This is a genomic window from Roseomonas sp. F4, assembly GCF_053891155.1.
Genome location: NZ_JBSSHK010000004.1, coordinates 287,181 through 301,173, shown reverse-complemented (window position 1 = coordinate 301,173; position 13,993 = coordinate 287,181). Strand labels below are relative to the sequence as shown.

General features: G+C 69.8%; 18 protein-coding genes. 8 read left to right on the top strand and 10 right to left on the bottom strand.

What is annotated here, in order from left to right; translation table 11 throughout:
* Positions 1-28: 28 nt before the first annotated feature.
* Both hflX and ACVFYP_RS17850 read left to right on the top strand, forming a co-directional pair.
* A complete protein-coding gene (gene hflX / locus ACVFYP_RS17855) occupies positions 29-1,327 on the top strand; it encodes a GTPase HflX (RefSeq protein ID WP_499201925.1) in 1,299 nt (432 codons plus the stop codon).
* On the top strand, positions 1,327-2,163 hold the full coding sequence (locus tag ACVFYP_RS17850) for an inositol monophosphatase family protein (protein ID WP_499201552.1): 837 nt from the start codon (positions 1,327-1,329) through the stop codon (positions 2,161-2,163). Before hflX ends, ACVFYP_RS17850 begins: the two co-directional genes overlap by 1 nt.
* A gap of 34 nt (positions 2,164-2,197) precedes the next feature.
* Here the strand turns inward: ACVFYP_RS17850 and ACVFYP_RS17845 are convergent, their stop codons facing one another.
* Positions 2,198-2,782: a TetR/AcrR family transcriptional regulator gene (locus ACVFYP_RS17845; RefSeq protein WP_499201551.1), complete on the bottom strand. Its 585-nt coding sequence runs from the start codon at positions 2,780-2,782 to the stop codon at positions 2,198-2,200.
* A 142-nt stretch (positions 2,783-2,924) separates the two neighbouring features.
* Here ACVFYP_RS17845 and ACVFYP_RS17840 point away from each other — a divergent pair, with 142 nt between their 5' ends.
* Positions 2,925-3,491, top strand: coding sequence for an ester cyclase (locus ACVFYP_RS17840; RefSeq protein WP_499201550.1), 567 nt, complete (start codon positions 2,925-2,927; stop codon positions 3,489-3,491).
* Between the two features lie 50 nt (positions 3,492-3,541).
* Positions 3,542-4,075 (top strand): transcription elongation factor GreB, encoded by a 534-nt coding sequence (greB, locus tag ACVFYP_RS17835; protein WP_499201549.1) that lies wholly within the window; start codon positions 3,542-3,544, stop codon positions 4,073-4,075.
* A 1-nt stretch (position 4,076) separates the two neighbouring features.
* Here the strand turns inward: greB and ACVFYP_RS17830 are convergent, their stop codons facing one another.
* From ACVFYP_RS17830 to ACVFYP_RS17815, 4 genes are read right to left on the bottom strand one after another with little or no spacing between them, the layout of a single operon-like run.
* A complete protein-coding gene (locus ACVFYP_RS17830; RefSeq protein WP_499201548.1) occupies positions 4,077-4,370 on the bottom strand; it encodes a hypothetical protein in 294 nt (97 codons plus the stop codon).
* A 5-nt stretch (positions 4,371-4,375) separates the two neighbouring features.
* Positions 4,376-4,609 carry a cysteine rich repeat-containing protein gene (locus ACVFYP_RS17825; protein ID WP_499201547.1) on the bottom strand — a complete coding sequence of 78 codons (234 nt, stop codon included), beginning with the start codon at positions 4,607-4,609 and terminating at the stop codon, positions 4,376-4,378.
* 30 nt (positions 4,610-4,639) lie between these two features.
* On the bottom strand, positions 4,640-4,873 hold the full coding sequence (locus ACVFYP_RS17820; RefSeq protein ID WP_499201546.1) for a hypothetical protein: 234 nt from the start codon (positions 4,871-4,873) through the stop codon (positions 4,640-4,642).
* Positions 4,874-4,886: 13 nt separating this feature from the next.
* Positions 4,887-5,147 carry a hypothetical protein gene (locus tag ACVFYP_RS17815; protein WP_499201545.1) on the bottom strand — a complete coding sequence of 87 codons (261 nt, stop codon included), beginning with the start codon at positions 5,145-5,147 and terminating at the stop codon, positions 4,887-4,889.
* 141 nt (positions 5,148-5,288) lie between these two features.
* Here ACVFYP_RS17815 and ACVFYP_RS17810 point away from each other — a divergent pair, with 141 nt between their 5' ends.
* The 4 genes from ACVFYP_RS17810 to ACVFYP_RS17795 all read left to right on the top strand — a co-directional run bounded on the left by ACVFYP_RS17810 (position 5,289) and on the right by ACVFYP_RS17795 (position 7,794).
* The gene (locus ACVFYP_RS17810) at positions 5,289-5,864 is read left to right on the top strand and encodes a sigma-70 family RNA polymerase sigma factor (protein ID WP_499201544.1); all 576 of its coding nucleotides are present in this window, start codon (positions 5,289-5,291) and stop codon (positions 5,862-5,864) included.
* 2 nt (positions 5,865-5,866) lie between these two features.
* Complete coding sequence (locus ACVFYP_RS17805; RefSeq protein ID WP_499201543.1) at positions 5,867-6,313, top strand: hypothetical protein; 447 nt, start codon at positions 5,867-5,869, stop codon at positions 6,311-6,313.
* On the top strand, positions 6,310-6,756 hold the full coding sequence (locus ACVFYP_RS17800) for a periplasmic heavy metal sensor (RefSeq protein ID WP_499201542.1): 447 nt from the start codon (positions 6,310-6,312) through the stop codon (positions 6,754-6,756). Before ACVFYP_RS17805 ends, ACVFYP_RS17800 begins: the two co-directional genes overlap by 4 nt.
* A gap of 93 nt (positions 6,757-6,849) precedes the next feature.
* Entirely contained in the window at positions 6,850-7,794 is a 945-nt protein-coding gene (locus ACVFYP_RS17795; RefSeq protein ID WP_499201541.1) for a pirin family protein, read from the top strand.
* Positions 7,795-7,853: 59 nt separating this feature from the next.
* Here ACVFYP_RS17795 and ACVFYP_RS17790 read toward each other — a convergent pair whose 3' ends face one another.
* From ACVFYP_RS17790 to metG, 5 genes are all read right to left on the bottom strand, one after another.
* Complete coding sequence (locus ACVFYP_RS17790; RefSeq protein WP_499201540.1) at positions 7,854-9,536, bottom strand: tetratricopeptide repeat protein; 1,683 nt, start codon at positions 9,534-9,536, stop codon at positions 7,854-7,856.
* Positions 9,537-9,744: 208 nt separating this feature from the next.
* Positions 9,745-10,557 carry a nucleoside triphosphate pyrophosphohydrolase gene (gene mazG / locus ACVFYP_RS17785; RefSeq protein ID WP_499201539.1) on the bottom strand — a complete coding sequence of 271 codons (813 nt, stop codon included), beginning with the start codon at positions 10,555-10,557 and terminating at the stop codon, positions 9,745-9,747.
* A gap of 222 nt (positions 10,558-10,779) precedes the next feature.
* Positions 10,780-11,568 carry an MBL fold metallo-hydrolase gene (locus ACVFYP_RS17780; RefSeq protein WP_499201538.1) on the bottom strand — a complete coding sequence of 263 codons (789 nt, stop codon included), beginning with the start codon at positions 11,566-11,568 and terminating at the stop codon, positions 10,780-10,782.
* A gap of 92 nt (positions 11,569-11,660) precedes the next feature.
* Positions 11,661-12,437 (bottom strand): TatD family hydrolase, encoded by a 777-nt coding sequence (locus tag ACVFYP_RS17775; RefSeq protein ID WP_499201537.1) that lies wholly within the window; start codon positions 12,435-12,437, stop codon positions 11,661-11,663.
* Between the two features lie 2 nt (positions 12,438-12,439).
* Entirely contained in the window at positions 12,440-13,969 is a 1,530-nt protein-coding gene (metG, locus tag ACVFYP_RS17770) for a methionine--tRNA ligase (RefSeq protein WP_499201536.1), read from the bottom strand.
* Positions 13,970-13,993: the final 24 nt, after the last annotated feature.

Here is a 13,993-nt window from a genome sequence, read left to right as displayed (position 1 = left end):
CCCGGCCGAATCCGGCCCTGGCCGGAGCCTGAAGGACACCCGCGACGGCCCGACCCGGGCCGCTGTGATCCTGCCCCATGACCGCACCCTGCGCGGCGGAGAGGCCGCGTCCAATCGCGCGGCGGAGGCGAAGCTTGCCGAAGCGGTGGGGCTCACCGCCTCCATCGGTCTGACCGTCGTCTATTCGGCGATCTTTCCCCTGCGGGCCATGCGCTCCTCCAGCCTGCTGGGGGAGGGCCAGGTCGCCATGGTGCATGAGGAATGTGAGCGCCACGGCGTCAGCGTGGTGGTGGTCGATGCCGCCCTGACGCCTGTGCAGCAGCGCAACCTCGAACGTGCCTGGGGCGCCAAGGTCATCGACCGCACCGGTCTGATCCTCGAGATCTTCGGCGAACGCGCGCGGACCAAGGAAGGCGCGTTGCAGGTCGAACTCGCCCATCTCTCCTATCAGCGCACCCGGCTGGTCCGGTCCTGGACCCACCTTGAGCGTCAGCGCGGCGGCTTCGGCTTCCTCGGCGGTCCAGGCGAATCGCAGATCGAGATCGACCGGCGGCTGATCGACGAACGCATCATCCGGCTGAAGAAGGAGCTGGAGCAGGTGCGCCGCACGCGCGGCCTGCACCGTTCCGCTCGCGCCCGCGTGCCCTATCCGGTTGTCGCGCTGGTCGGCTACACCAATGCGGGAAAATCCACGCTTTTCAATGCCCTGACCGGGGCCGGCGTCTTCGCGCAGGACCAGTTGTTCGCCACGCTGGACCCAACCATGCGGGCCATCAAGCTGCCTTCCGGCCGCACGGTCATCCTTTCCGACACCGTGGGATTCATCTCTGACCTGCCGACCCAGCTGGTCGAGGCTTTCCGGGCGACGCTGGAGGAGGTGGCGGCGGCCGACATCATCCTGCATGTCCGCGACGCCGCGCATCCGGACAGCGCCGCGCAGCGCGCCGATGTGCTTGGCGTGCTGGGCGAGATGGCGGAGGGCGACGACGCGGCCATGGACGAATCCTGGCCCAACCGCGTCATCGAGGTGCTGAACAAGGCCGACCTGATGGGCGGGGTGGATTCGGTGCCGGAAATTCCCGGCGCCATCGCCGTCTCTGCCCTGACGGGCGACGGGCTGGATGCGCTGCGCGACGCGCTGGATGCGCGGATGACCGCCGGGATGCAGACGGCGGAATACCGCATCGCCCCGGGCGACGGTGCCGGCCTCGCCTGGCTTTATGAGCATGGCGAGGTGCTGGGTCGGGAGGATGCGGAGGACGCGATCCGCGTCACGGTGCGCCTGACGCCGGCCGATCGGGCACGCTTCGAACAACGGGGATCCTGATGCGCTTCGACACCAAGGCCGCGCGCGATGTGGCCGCGCTGCTGCGCGACGCCACGCGCGCCGAGATCCTGCCGCGCTTCCGGCGCCTGGCCGCCGGCGATGTCCGCACCAAGTCGAGCCCGCTCGACCTGGTGACGGAGGCCGACGAGGCCGCCGAACGCATGATCGAGGCGGCGCTGCGCGCCCGCTTCCCCGGCTGCGTGGTGGTGGGGGAGGAGGCGACGGCCGCCGATGCCTCGCTGCTCTCCAAGCTGGCCGACGCCGACCTCGCCTTCGTGGTGGACCCGGTGGATGGCACCGCCAACTTCGCCGCGGGCATGCCGCTGTTCGGCTGCATGGCGGCGGCCTTCGTGAAGGGGGAGGTGGTCGCCGGCTGGATCCACGACCCGCTGGGCGACGACACCGCGGTGGCGCTGCGCGGGGAGGGGGCCTGGTTCGAGGATGCGGAGGGCAAGCGCTTCGCCGATCTCCGCGTCGCCGCCCCCGTGCCGATGAACCGCATGATCGGCGCCGTCTCCTGGGGCTTTTTGAAGGAGCCGCAACGGACTCAGGTGGCGTCGCGCCTGCCGAAGCTCGCCGGCATCGTGAATTTCCGCTGCGCCGCCCATGAATACCGGCTGGCCGCCAGCGGCCATGCCCATCTGCTGTTCTACAACAAGCTGATGCCCTGGGATCACGCGCCAGGCTGGCTGCTGCACCGGGAGGCTGGTGGCTATTCCGCCCGTTTCGACGGCAGCCCCTACGAGGCCAGCCACCATGTCACCGGCGGGTTGATCTGCGCGCCCGACCAGGCCTCCTGGCAGGAAGCGCGGGACGCGCTGCTGGGCGACGGCTAACGACCTTCAGGCGCTACCGCGCAGGATCGATCAATCAAGAATGAGGCGTTGGATTGAGCGCCGCGATCGCGCCCTCGGCGACATGGGCGATGGTGGTCCGGTCCGCGCCGGCGCGGCCGAGTGACATGATGGCGACCACGGCACCCAGCAGCGCATCCGCCTTCGCGGGCACGGCCGTGCCGTCGGGCAGGGCGCCGTCGCGGACCGCCAGCGCCACATGCTCGACGAAAAAGTCGCGGATTTCCTGAAGCCGGCCCTGCGCCAATGCGCGGGTGGCCTCGGAATGCACCTCCCGCTCCATCACCGTATTGACGATCAGGCAGCCGCGCCGCTCCGGGTCCTCGGTGGCCAGTCGCACCTGCGCGTCGAGCCAGGCGCGGATGGCGGGCAGCCCGGTCGGGCCGGTGGGCAGGGTGGCGCGGAAGTGGCGGGCATAGGCCGCGAAAGCCCGCTGGAACAGCGTCTCCTTGTCCCCGAAGGCGGCATAGACGCTGCCGGGCTTCAGCCCCGTCGCTTCATAGATGTCGGACATGGCGGTGGCGGCGTAGCCGCGGCGCCAGAACACCTCCATCGCCTGGCGCACCACCGCCTCCGTGTCGAATTCCCGCGGCCGCGCCATGCCGTGCCTCCTCGTGCCGCACATAGTTGGTCGGTCGCTCAATAATTCGCAAGATAGCCCTTGTTCAGGATTGATCGATCAATAATGCCGCTCGGGTGAAGCGGCACGGCCCGTGCCGCGCCCGGTCCCGAAAGGCATTCCCATGACCCGCCGACAGCTTGGCGCCCTGGCCGCCCCCGCCATGGCCGCCCTTGCCGCCGCCCCCGCCACTGCCCAGAGCCTGACGCCGCCCGCACCGGCCGGCACGGTCGCCTACAACACCTGGCTCGGCCGCACCTTCTCCGAGGTCCTGCTGAACACGCGGGACCAGGCGAGCCGCGTCGCGATCCTCGAACGGATCGTGGCGCGCGACTACATCCAGCATAACCCCCTGGTGCCGCAGGGCCGGCAGGGGCTGATCGACTTCCTGCCGGTGATCTACCAGGCGATGCCGGATGCCCGCTTCATCCTGCACGATGTCTTCGCCACCACGGACCGGGTCGTCACCCGATGGACCTGGACGGGCACGCTGACCGGGCCCGGCTTCCTCGGCATCGGGCCACGCGGCCAGCGTGTTGAGTTCGACGTCATCGACCTCTGGTCGGTGCGGGACGGCATGCTCGCCGAACATTGGGACCAGTTCGACTGGCCCCGGGCGCTGATCCAACTGGGCGTGCAGGGCCTGCCGCAGCCTTTTGTCGATATCGCGGCCCGCCCGGTCAGCCGCTGAACCCATCGGGCGGGCTTTCGCGCCGCCGGCGTCTCGGGCAGTACCGCGTGATGCCCCAGGATGACGACGAGGACGATGAAGGCCCGCCCGGCCTGCCACCCGGCACCCCCTTCTACATGACCCCCGCGGGGCATGAGGCCCTGCGCGCCGAATTGCGGAAACTTTGGGACGAGGAACGGCCCAAGGTGGTCGAGATCGTCTCCTGGGCCGCCGGCCTCGGCGACCGGTCGGAGAATGCGGACTACCAATATGGCAAGCGCCGACTGCGCCAGATCGACGGCCGGGTGCGCTTCCTGCGCAAACGGCTGGAACGGGTGCAGGTGGTGGATCCGGCGGCGCAGACGCGGCGCGACCAGGTCTTCTTCGGCGCCACCGTCACCTATGCCCGCCTGTCCGACGATGCCGAGGTCACGATCACCATTGTGGGTGTGGATGAGGCCGACAGCGCGGCCGGCCGCATCTCCTGGGTCGCGCCGGTGGCCCGTGCGCTGCTCGGCGCGCGGGTCGGCGATACACGCAAGCTCCGCACCCCGGCGGGGGTGGAGGAGATCGAGGTGGTGGCGATCGCCTATCCGCCCGCTTGACCTATCGGCTGCGCGTCCAGTTCCGGGAATAGCCCTGGCCATTCGGCCCGGCGGCGCTGCGGCTGCCGCTCCACTGGCCCGGCGCCTGTCGCGTGACCTGGCCCTGGCGGGACCAGACCTGCCCCTGCGGGTTCGTCACACTGCCGGCGCGGCTGCACGTACCATCGGCGCAAGCCGCCGAGCGGCTGCCGGTCCAGGTGCCGTTCGGCGTCGTCACGCTGCCCGACTTTTCCCAGGCGCCGGCGGCCGGCGCGATCAGCATCGCGGTGGCGGCGAGAAGAAGGATACGGCGCATGGCGCTCACCGGCTCGGCAGCCGCGCCAGCGCGTCGCGGCAGGGTTGCGTCAGCTGGGCGCTGTTCTGGCGCAGGCAGGCCAGAATGCGGCCCTCGCCGCGTGGGGTATTGGCGCAATGGGTGCGGTAGTCGGCGCCGCAGGCATTCAGCAGGGCGCGCTGCTGTTGCGGCTGCTGCGCGGCGGCGGGCAGGACCGCGGCGGTGACGAGCAGCGTGACGAGGATCAGGCTTCGCGACATCTTGGTTTCCTTTCAGCGAGGGGCTTCCGCTCACCAGCGGCGGATGACGACAGGGCCTCGCACCACAACGGGCGGGCGGATGACGACCGGGCGTGGCACGACCACCACCGGCGGGCGGACCACCACCGGGCGCGGCACCACCACCACGGGCGCTTTCCGGATCACGACCGGCGGCGCGGGGGCGATGATATAGGCCTGGGCCGAGGCCATTCCGGGCAGGGCGACCAGGGCGGTCAGGATCGGCAGAAAGGCGAGGCGAGGCATGGCGACGTCTCCTTCAACTGCGCATCGGCGCCGTGCCGGGCGAACCCGGCGGCGGCGGCAGGCTGGGTGGTCCATCGGCCGGTGGCGGCAGGGCCGGGGGCGCGCAGCTCACCGGCTCCGCCACACCCAGCAGCCGCCAGGACTGGGCCCGGCTGCGCCAGGCCAGGCCGGATTCGAGATCCAGGGTCAGGCACTCCACGCTGTGGGTGCTGCAGGCCGCCAGCGGCAGCCATGCAGTCAGCCAGAGGAGGCGGCGGGTGGGGCGATGGGTCATCGGCCGTGATACGCGGCGTCCGGGCAAAGTCGCCGCGACCGGCCTGTGGAAATTTCATCACCACCGCGCGACGATTCCACCGATCCCGCCCGTATCACCGCCTGAAAGCAGCGGAGATGGGCGCGATGCGGGCAGGGCGGGATGGGTGTGACGGCTGAATGGGTCTCCAGCCCCGCGCTGGCCGAACCTGGCGAGGCGGAGCTGATGCAGGCCATCGCGGCCGGCGATTCGGCGGCCTTCCGCTTGGTCGCGGAACGCCACACCCCCGCGCTGCTGCGCTTCACCGACCGCATGCTGCGCAACCGGGCGGAGGCGGAGGAGGTGGTGCAGGAGGTACTGTTGCGGCTCTGGCGCCAGGCCGGCCGCTTCGATCCGGCGCGGGCGCGGCTCGGCACCTGGCTGCATGCCATCGCCTGGCGGTTGTGCCTCGACAGGCTGCGCCGGCGCGGTGCCGACCTGCCGCTGGAGATGGCGGCGGAGACTGCGGATGCCGCGCCGTCACCCCTGGAAGCCGCAAGTCGCCGCGCGGAACTGGCGGCGCTGGAGACGCATCTGGCGGCCCTGCCGGACCGCCAGCGTGCCGCGCTGACGCTGTTCTACCACCAGGAGATGGAGGGGCCGGAGGCCGCGGCCGCGCTGCGGCTGGACCTGCGGGCCTTCTGGTCGCTGCTGCGCCGGGGCCGGGCGGCGCTGCGCGCGAGGATGCAGGGAGTCTGACCATGCAGATCCACGATTTTGCCGAGATGCTCGACACTTATGGCGCCGACCCGGCGCGATGGCCGCCCGGCCGGCGCGCCGCCGCCCTGGCGTTGCGGGACCGCGATCCGGCCGCCCGCGCCGTCTGGATGGAGGCCGCTCGGCTGGAGGCGCTGCTGCGGGCAAGGCCGGAGGAAACCCCCGCCGACCGCCTGCGCGCCACCGCCGTGGTCGCCGCCAGCATGGCCCGCATCCGGGCGGAGCAGGCGCGGCGGGAGGCAGGGCCGTGGCGGCGGATCCGGCAGGAATGGAGCTGGCTGCTGGCCCGTCCGGTTGGCGTCGGGCTGGCCGGGGTGGTGCTGGCGGGCTGGTTCGCCGGTCATGGGGTGCCGCTGCCGCCCTCCGGCGATGCGCTGCTCGATCTGCTGCTGACCGAGCCCCTGGCCCTGTTCGAGGAGGACACCCCATGACCAGCCTGACCCGCTTGCGGCTGGTGCTGCTCGCCTCGCTCGCGCTGAACCTGTTCGCAGGCGCCTATTTCGCCGCCCAGACCTGGCGCGACACACCCCCGCTGGAGACGGCCGGCCTGGCGCTGGAACTGGGTGACCGACCGCTGCTGCGGCTGATGCAGGCGCTGCCGGAGGCGGATGCCGCACGCCTGCGCCAGGCCTTCGCGCCGCGCCGCGGCACCGTGATGGCGCAGTTCCTGGCGCAGCGGGACGCCCTGGCGGCGGTGCGGCGGGAATTGACCCGCGACCGGCCCGACCCGGCCGCGCTGGGCCGCGCGATCGAGACGGTGCAGCAGGGCCGGGCCGCCCTGGCCCAGAGCCTCGCCGCGCTGCTGGTGGAGGCGGCACCGGGCATGTCGCCGGAAGGGCGGCGGGTGCTGGCCGAATTCCGCCTCGCCCGCTGATGCGATTTGCGGATGGTGGTTATCCCGGGCGATGATTCGCCCTCAGGATGCCGCCGGTCCATCTGGTGCATCGACCCATCGGGAGAAAGCGCCATGTCCACCCTCATCGACCCGACCAACCCGCTGCCCCAGGGCATCGAGACCGTCATCCTGCCCCGCACCCATGACATCGGCGGCTTCGAGGTGCGGCGCGCCTTACCGGCCAAGGAACGGCAGATGGTCGGCCCCTTCATCTTCTTCGACCAGATGGGCCCCGGCGAGTTCCTGACCGGTACCGGCGTCGATGTGCGCCCGCATCCGCATATCGGCCTGTCCACCGTCACCTATCTGTTCGAGGGTGAGATCGAGCACCGCGACAGCCTGGGCACAGAGCTGGCCATCGCGCCCGGCGACGTGAACTGGATGACGGCGGGGCAGGGCATCGTCCATTCCGAGCGGACGGCGAAGCAGCGCCGCGTGGCGCCACATCGCCTCTCCGGCATCCAGTCCTGGGTGGCGCTGCCGAAGTCGCATGAGGAGACGGCGCCCGCCTTCGTCCATCACGGCGCGGCCCAGCTGCCGACCCTGGATGCGGAGGGTGTGAAGCTGCGGCTGGTGGCCGGCGACGCCTGGGGCATCGCCTCCCCGGTCGCGACGCCCAGCGAGCTGTTCTACGCCGATGCCGTGCTGGCCCCCGGCGCCCAGGTGCCGATGCCGGACCATCAGGAGGAGCGCGGCGCCTATGTCTTCTCAGGCAGCGTCGAGGTGGCGGGCCAGGTGTTCGAGGCCGGCCGCATGCTGGTCTTCCGCTCCGGCGACCGCATGTCCCTGAAGGCAGGGCCGCTCGGCGCGCGGCTGCTGCTGCTGGGCGGCGCCAGCATGGATGGGCCGCGCTACCTGTTCTGGAACTTCGTCAGCTCCTCGCGGGAGCGGATCGAGCAGGCCAAGGCCGACTGGAATCGCGACCGCTTCGGCGCCCCGGTGCCAGGCGAGACGGAATGGATTCCGCTGCCCGAGAAGAAGGTGGTCCGGGCCGGGGAGGGGGCGCCGACCAGCTGAGCATGATGACCGAAGGTGCGAAGGCACCGAAGGTCTGAATCATGCGATCAAACAAAAGGTCAGGCGAGAACGGTCGGCGCGTCCCCATAGCAGAGCCGGCAGCTTTCCCGCTCCGCATGGCGCCCGGCGGCGAACAACTCCAGCACCTCGCGCCGGGCGGGGGACAGCAGCGTGTCGATCAGGCTGTCCTGCGCCAGGTTGCCGACCGGCTCGCGCCGCTCGAAATCCGCGCAGCAGATCATCACGGCGCCGTCGCAATCGATGATCAGGTTGTCGAAGATTTCGTCCGGCCGGCAACGGATCGGGGTGGCGTGCAGGCTCAGCCGGTCGAAGACGGTGCGGTCGCGGCTGCAGCGGCTGCTCAGCCCGTCGAAGGCGACACCGTTGGCGCCACGTTCCAGGAACCATGCACGGATCGCCGGCAGCTCCGCCCGGTTCAGCCGGCTGACCGGGACGCTGACATTCACCTTGCCGGGGAAGTCGCGCAGCACCGCCTCGACCTTCGGCAGCACGCGTTCCAGCCGCAGCGGGGCCATCAACTGCCCATAGGTCTCTGGCACCAGCGATTCCACATGCAGGGCGATGTGGGTGACGCTGTCGAAAAGCGGGCGGTGGCGCTGGGGATTGTACGCTGCGCCATTGGTGTTCACCGAGATGACCGCTTCCGGGAACAGCTCGCGGGCCATCCGGACCCGCTGCACCACCATCGGGTCGACTAGCCCGTCGCCGAACAACCCCAGCGAGATCTGGCCGAAAATGGAGAAATGATGCTCCGCCATCTGCCGCAGGATGCCTTCGAACAGCGCCATCGGCATCGGGTGCCGCGGCGACAGGGCGGTTTCCGGCTTGTTGGTCGGGCAATGGGCGCAGGAGGCATTGCAGGTGCCGGTGGTGCCGAAGCAGACGAAGTCGAACGCGGCCGGCAGATCCTCCGCCCGCACCCCGCGCTCGACGGCGATGCGGTGGCGAATGTCGAGGTTCATCGCGGCGCGCAGCTCCTGTAGCGCCGCCCGTGCCCTTGGGTTGTCAGGGTGCCGCTGGAGCGTATCGGTCAGGCGGGCGAAGGCGGCGTCGTGGTCGCCGTCATCCCGCGCCGCCAGCGCCAGCACCGTCTCGGCCTGAGGCTGGCCGGGGCTGAGGGCGAGCGCTTGCTGACCGGCGGCGACGGCCGCCTGGCGGGACCCTGTCTGGTAGAGCCGGTCTGCCAGCAAGGCCAGGATCGCGGCATCCGCCGGCGCATAGGCGGTGGCGGCCAGATAGCCCGAGGCGGCGGCGGCCTGGTCACCGGCGGCGAGGGCGGCTTCCGCCGCGCGCCAGGCCACGTCAAAGCCTTGCCAGGTCACCTCCGTGATCGCGGCCTGCAGGCGCGGGTCCGCGCCACCGGCTGCGCGCAGCACGCGCAATCCTTCCTGCCGCTGACCCTCGCGGGCCAGCAGATAGCCCAGATGCAAGGCCGTGTCGGTGTTCCCCGGCGCCAAGGCGAGTGCGGCGCGGTAGGCCAGCAGCGCAGCCTCAGGATCGCCCATCTCCTTCAGCGCATGGCCCTGCTGAACCCGGATGGGCGCGCGCCGGGGGTCGAGCGCCAGCGCTGCGTCATAGCTCGCGGCGGCCCTTGCCCAGTCCCGCCGGTCCCGGGCCGCATTGCCGGCGCGGATCAGCGCGGCGACGCGCCGCTGGCGCGGGTCCAGCTTCTGCAAGAGGCGGTGGAGGCCGGCGGGCAGGGCGACACCTGTCTCGATCATTCCGGATCGCCCCTCCTTTCGCGTTCAGCCTCATGAATGAAGGTCTGGTTGTCCTCAAGCAACGTTCATTTTTGAAATTCGTACATGTTCACCCTCCGTTCCAGAGGTCCCCGAGCCTGCGGGGCACAGATCTTCGCAGGCCAACCCCGAATGTAGCACTACAGTTAAGCGATGTAGCGCTACTACATGCCGGACATGCGCCTCTGGCCTAGCCTTTCTCGGCCACCTTCACCGCCTGCCATTCGGCCTCCATCGCCTCCAACCCCGCATCCGCAGGCGCCAGGCCGCGCGCCGCCAGACGGCCTTCCACGGCCCGGAAGCGGCGCTCGAACTTGGCATTGGCGCCGGCGAGGCATTGCTCCGGGTCGAGATTCAGCTTGCGGGCCAGGTTCACCATGACGAAGAACAGGTCGCCCAGCTCATCCGCCTGGCGGGCCTTGTCCATCGCAGGCAGCTCCGCCCGCAGCTCCGCCGCTTCCTCCTCCAGCTTGTCCAGCACCTGATTGGCATCCGGCCAGTCGAAGCCGACGCGGGCGGCGCGGCGGGAAATCTTGAGCGCGCGGGTGAGGGCGGGCAGGCCCGGCGGGATGCCGGCGAGGGTGCCAGTCTCGGCCCTGGCGGCGCGCTCGGCCTCCTTCTGCGCCTCCCAGGCCGTGTTCTGCATGCCGGCGTCGCGGGCGGCGGCCTCGCCGAACACATGCGGATGGCGGCGGATCATCTTAGTGGAGATGGTTTCGGCCACCTGGGCGAAGCCGAAATGGCCGGCCTCGGCCGCCATCTGGGCGTGGTAGACGACCTGCAACAGCAGGTCGCCGAGTTCATCCATTAGCTGGGGAAAATCCGGGCCGCGGGCGATGGCATCCGCGACCTCATAGGCTTCCTCGATGGTGTAGGGGGCGATGGAGGCGAAATCCTGCACCTGGTCCCAGGGGCAGCCATCCGGGGCACGCAGCCGGACCATGATGTCGAGAAGCCGCGTCAGGGCGCCAGCGGGATTTGGGGCGGGATCGGTGGGCGGCATGGCGGGCGACTCTCCGGGGAAGGCCGCCATCCTGACGCAGGGCGATCAATCCCCAAACCCGGTCGCCGTTATCCCCATGCCTGTTTGTCGCATAAGGAATATTATGGAAAAAACAGACATGGGGATAAGCCTGGGATCAACTCGGGCACTTCATGTGGATTGGCAGGACGAAAGCCTGGCCACCCGGCTTTGACCGGGGGTGCGCTGGAACGGAGGGTGAACTCAGCTCAGCTCCAGCACCATCCCGTCATGCCCCGGCTCGACGCCCGCCGGCAGCACGCGGCGCAGCTCGGCAAAATCCATGTCGGTGCCCATATGCGTCAGCACCGTCCGCCGCGGCCGCAGCCGCGCCACCCAGTCCAGCATCTGCTCCAGCCCGGCATGCACCGGATGAGGCTTGCGCTGGAAACAGCCGACCACCCAGGTGTCCAACCCCTCCAGCGCCGCCAGGCTCTCCTCCGGCAGTGCCACCACATCGGTGGAATAGGCGAAGCGGCCGATCCGGAAGCCCAGCGTCTCCATCACCCGGTGGTCCTGGCGCAGCACCCGCACCGGCATCCCGGCCATCTCCACGGTTTCGCCAGGCGCCACCATCCGGGCGGTCAGCGCCGGGCGGAAGAAGCCGGGCGGTGTCGGCGGGCGGAAGGCGTAGTCGAAGCGCTGGCCGAGCAGCGCCAGCGTCATCTCATCGCCGAAGGCGTCCAGCGCCGTGCCCCGCAGCCGGTTGATGATGCGCAAGTCGTCCGCGCCCAGCACATGATCCGCATGGGCATGGGTGAAGGCCACCGCATCAATCGTTGCGATGCCGCAGGAAAGAAGCTGCTGGCGGAGATCCGGCCCGGCATCGATCAGCAGCCGCCGCCCGGCGGCATCCTCGACCAGCGCGGAGGTCCTGGTGCGCCGGTTGCGCGGCTCGGCGGGGTCGCAGACGCCCCAGTCGCCGCGCCCATCCGGCCCGCCAAGCTGCGGCACCCCGGCCGAACCGCCGCAGCCCAGCAGCGTCACCCGCATCTAGAGCGTGATCCGCGAAGGCGGAATCGCCGTAGCGGTGAATCACCCTCACGGCGAAGGCTAGACCATGATCCGTTTTTACGGATCATGGTCTAGAGAGCCCGGGTGAACAGGCGATGGAAATTGCCGGTGGTCAGCTCCGCCAGGGCGGCGATGCCGAGCCCCCTCACCTCCGCCAGCTTCGCCGCCGTATGCACGACATAGGCCGGCTCGCAGCGCTTTCCACGCAAGGGGACGGGCGCGAGGTACGGGCTGTCCGTCTCCACCAGAAGTCGGTCGGCCGGCGTCTCGGCGGCGACCGCACGGATGGCGTCGGACTTCGGGAAGGTCAGCATCCCGCTGAAGGAGATGTAGCCGCCGAGTGCCACCGCCCGCCGCGCCAGCTCCGCGCCGGAGGAAAAGCAATGCAGCAGGAAGGGGAATTTCCCGACCGCATCCTCCTCCTCCAGGATCGTTGCAATATCCGCATCTGCATCCCGCGCATGGATCACCAGCGGCAGGCCGGACTGCCGTGCGGCCGCGATGTGCCGCCGGAAGCCGAGCTGCTGCACGTCCCGCGGCGCCTTGTCGTAGAAATAGTCGAGGCCGCTTTCGCCGAGGCCCACCACGCGCGGATGATCCGCCTCGGCCAAGATCTGTGCGACTTCCGGCACCGGTTCCTCGCCGGCGTTCTGGGGGTGGACGCCGACCGTGCAAAAGACGCCCTCATAGCGATCGGCGATCTCCCGCACCGTCGCCGCCTGGGCGCCGAGCCGGGTGCCGATGGAGACCATCACCCCGACGCCGGCCGCCTTGGCGCGGGCCACCACATCCTCCTGCTCCACCCCCTGGAAATGATCCAGGTGGCAGTGGCTGTCGACGATCAGCATGGTCAGGCGGCCTGTTCGATCTTGCGGAACAGCGGCTCCGGCGGCGGCAGAGCCAGGCCGGCGGGCAGCGGGGTAGCGAGCGCGTCGAGCCCCCTCGCCGCCTCCGGCACGCCGAGCTGATCCAGCAGCTTCGCCATGGTCCCGGGCATGAAGGGCTGCAGCACCGTGGCGAAGGCGCGCAGCGCGTCATGCAGGTGGCGCAGCACGGCGAGGCCGCGCACCGGATCGGTCTTCTTCAAGGCCCAAGGGGCGGCGACGGTGATATAGCCATTGGCGTCGCGCACCGCGGCCATGATGGCCTCCAGCGCCAGGTGGAATTCCTGGCGGTCCAGATGCGCGCCGACCACCGTCGGCAATGCCGCCACCTGGGCAGCCAGCGCGGCATCGGCCTCGGTGGGCGCGGTCGCCTCCGGCAGCAGCGCCTCGGCATTGCGTTGGATCAGCGAAAGGGTGCGGTTCGCCAGGTTGCCTAGCGCATTCGCCAGCTCGCCATTCAGCCGGTTGGCCAATGCGGTCTTCGAAAAATCGCCATCCTGGCCGAAGGGCACTTCCCGCAGCAGAAAGTAGCGCAGCGGGTCCAGGCCGAACTCCTCGACCAGCGCCACTGGGTCGATGACGTTGCCCAGCGACTTCGAGATCTTCTGGCCCTCATTGGTCCACCAGCCATGCGCGAAGACGCGCTTCGGCACCGGCAGGCCGGCGGCGAGAAGGAAGGCAGGCCAATAGATGGCGTGGAACCGCAGAATGTCCTTGCCGACGAAATGCACCTCCGCCGGCCACAGCTTCCATGCTGGCGCGGTCTCGTCCGGGTAGCCGAGCGCGGTGATGTAGTTGGTCAGCGCATCGATCCAGACATACATCACATGGCTGTCGTCCCCCGGCACCTTCACCCCCCAGGTGAAGGAGGTACGGGAGATGGACAGGTCCGACAGCCCCGACTTCACGAAGGCCACCACCTCATTCCGCCGGCTGGCCGGCAGGATGAAATCCGGGTTGGCGTCGTAATAGGCCAGCAGACGGTCCTGCCAGGCAGAGAGGCGGAAGAAGTAGGACGGCTCCTTCACCCATTCCACCGGCGCACCGGAGGGGGCGTATTTCACCCCGTCCCGCTCCACCAATTCGTCCGGCCCGTAGAAGGCCTCGTCGCGCACCGCGTACCAGCCCTCATAGGCGCCGAGATAGATCTCGCCCTTTTCGACCAGCTTCGTCCAAAGCGCCTGGCAGGCGCGCTTGTGGCGCTCCTCCGTCGTGCGGATGAAGGCGTCGTTGGAGAAGCCCATGGTGGCGGTCAGGTCGCGAAAGCTCTGGCTGACCTTGTCGGTGAAGGCCTGCGGGTCCATCCCCGCATCCTGCGCCGCCTTCTCCACCTTCTGGCCGTGCTCATCCGTGCCGGTCAGGAAGAAGACCTCTCGCTCCTGCAGCCGCCGCCAACGCGCCATCACATCCGCGGCCAAGGTCGAATAGGCGTGCCCGACATGCGGCTTGTCGTTCACGTAATAGATGGGCGTCGTGATATAGGAGCTTGAGGTCACGGCATTTGTATCCGGTTTCACGAT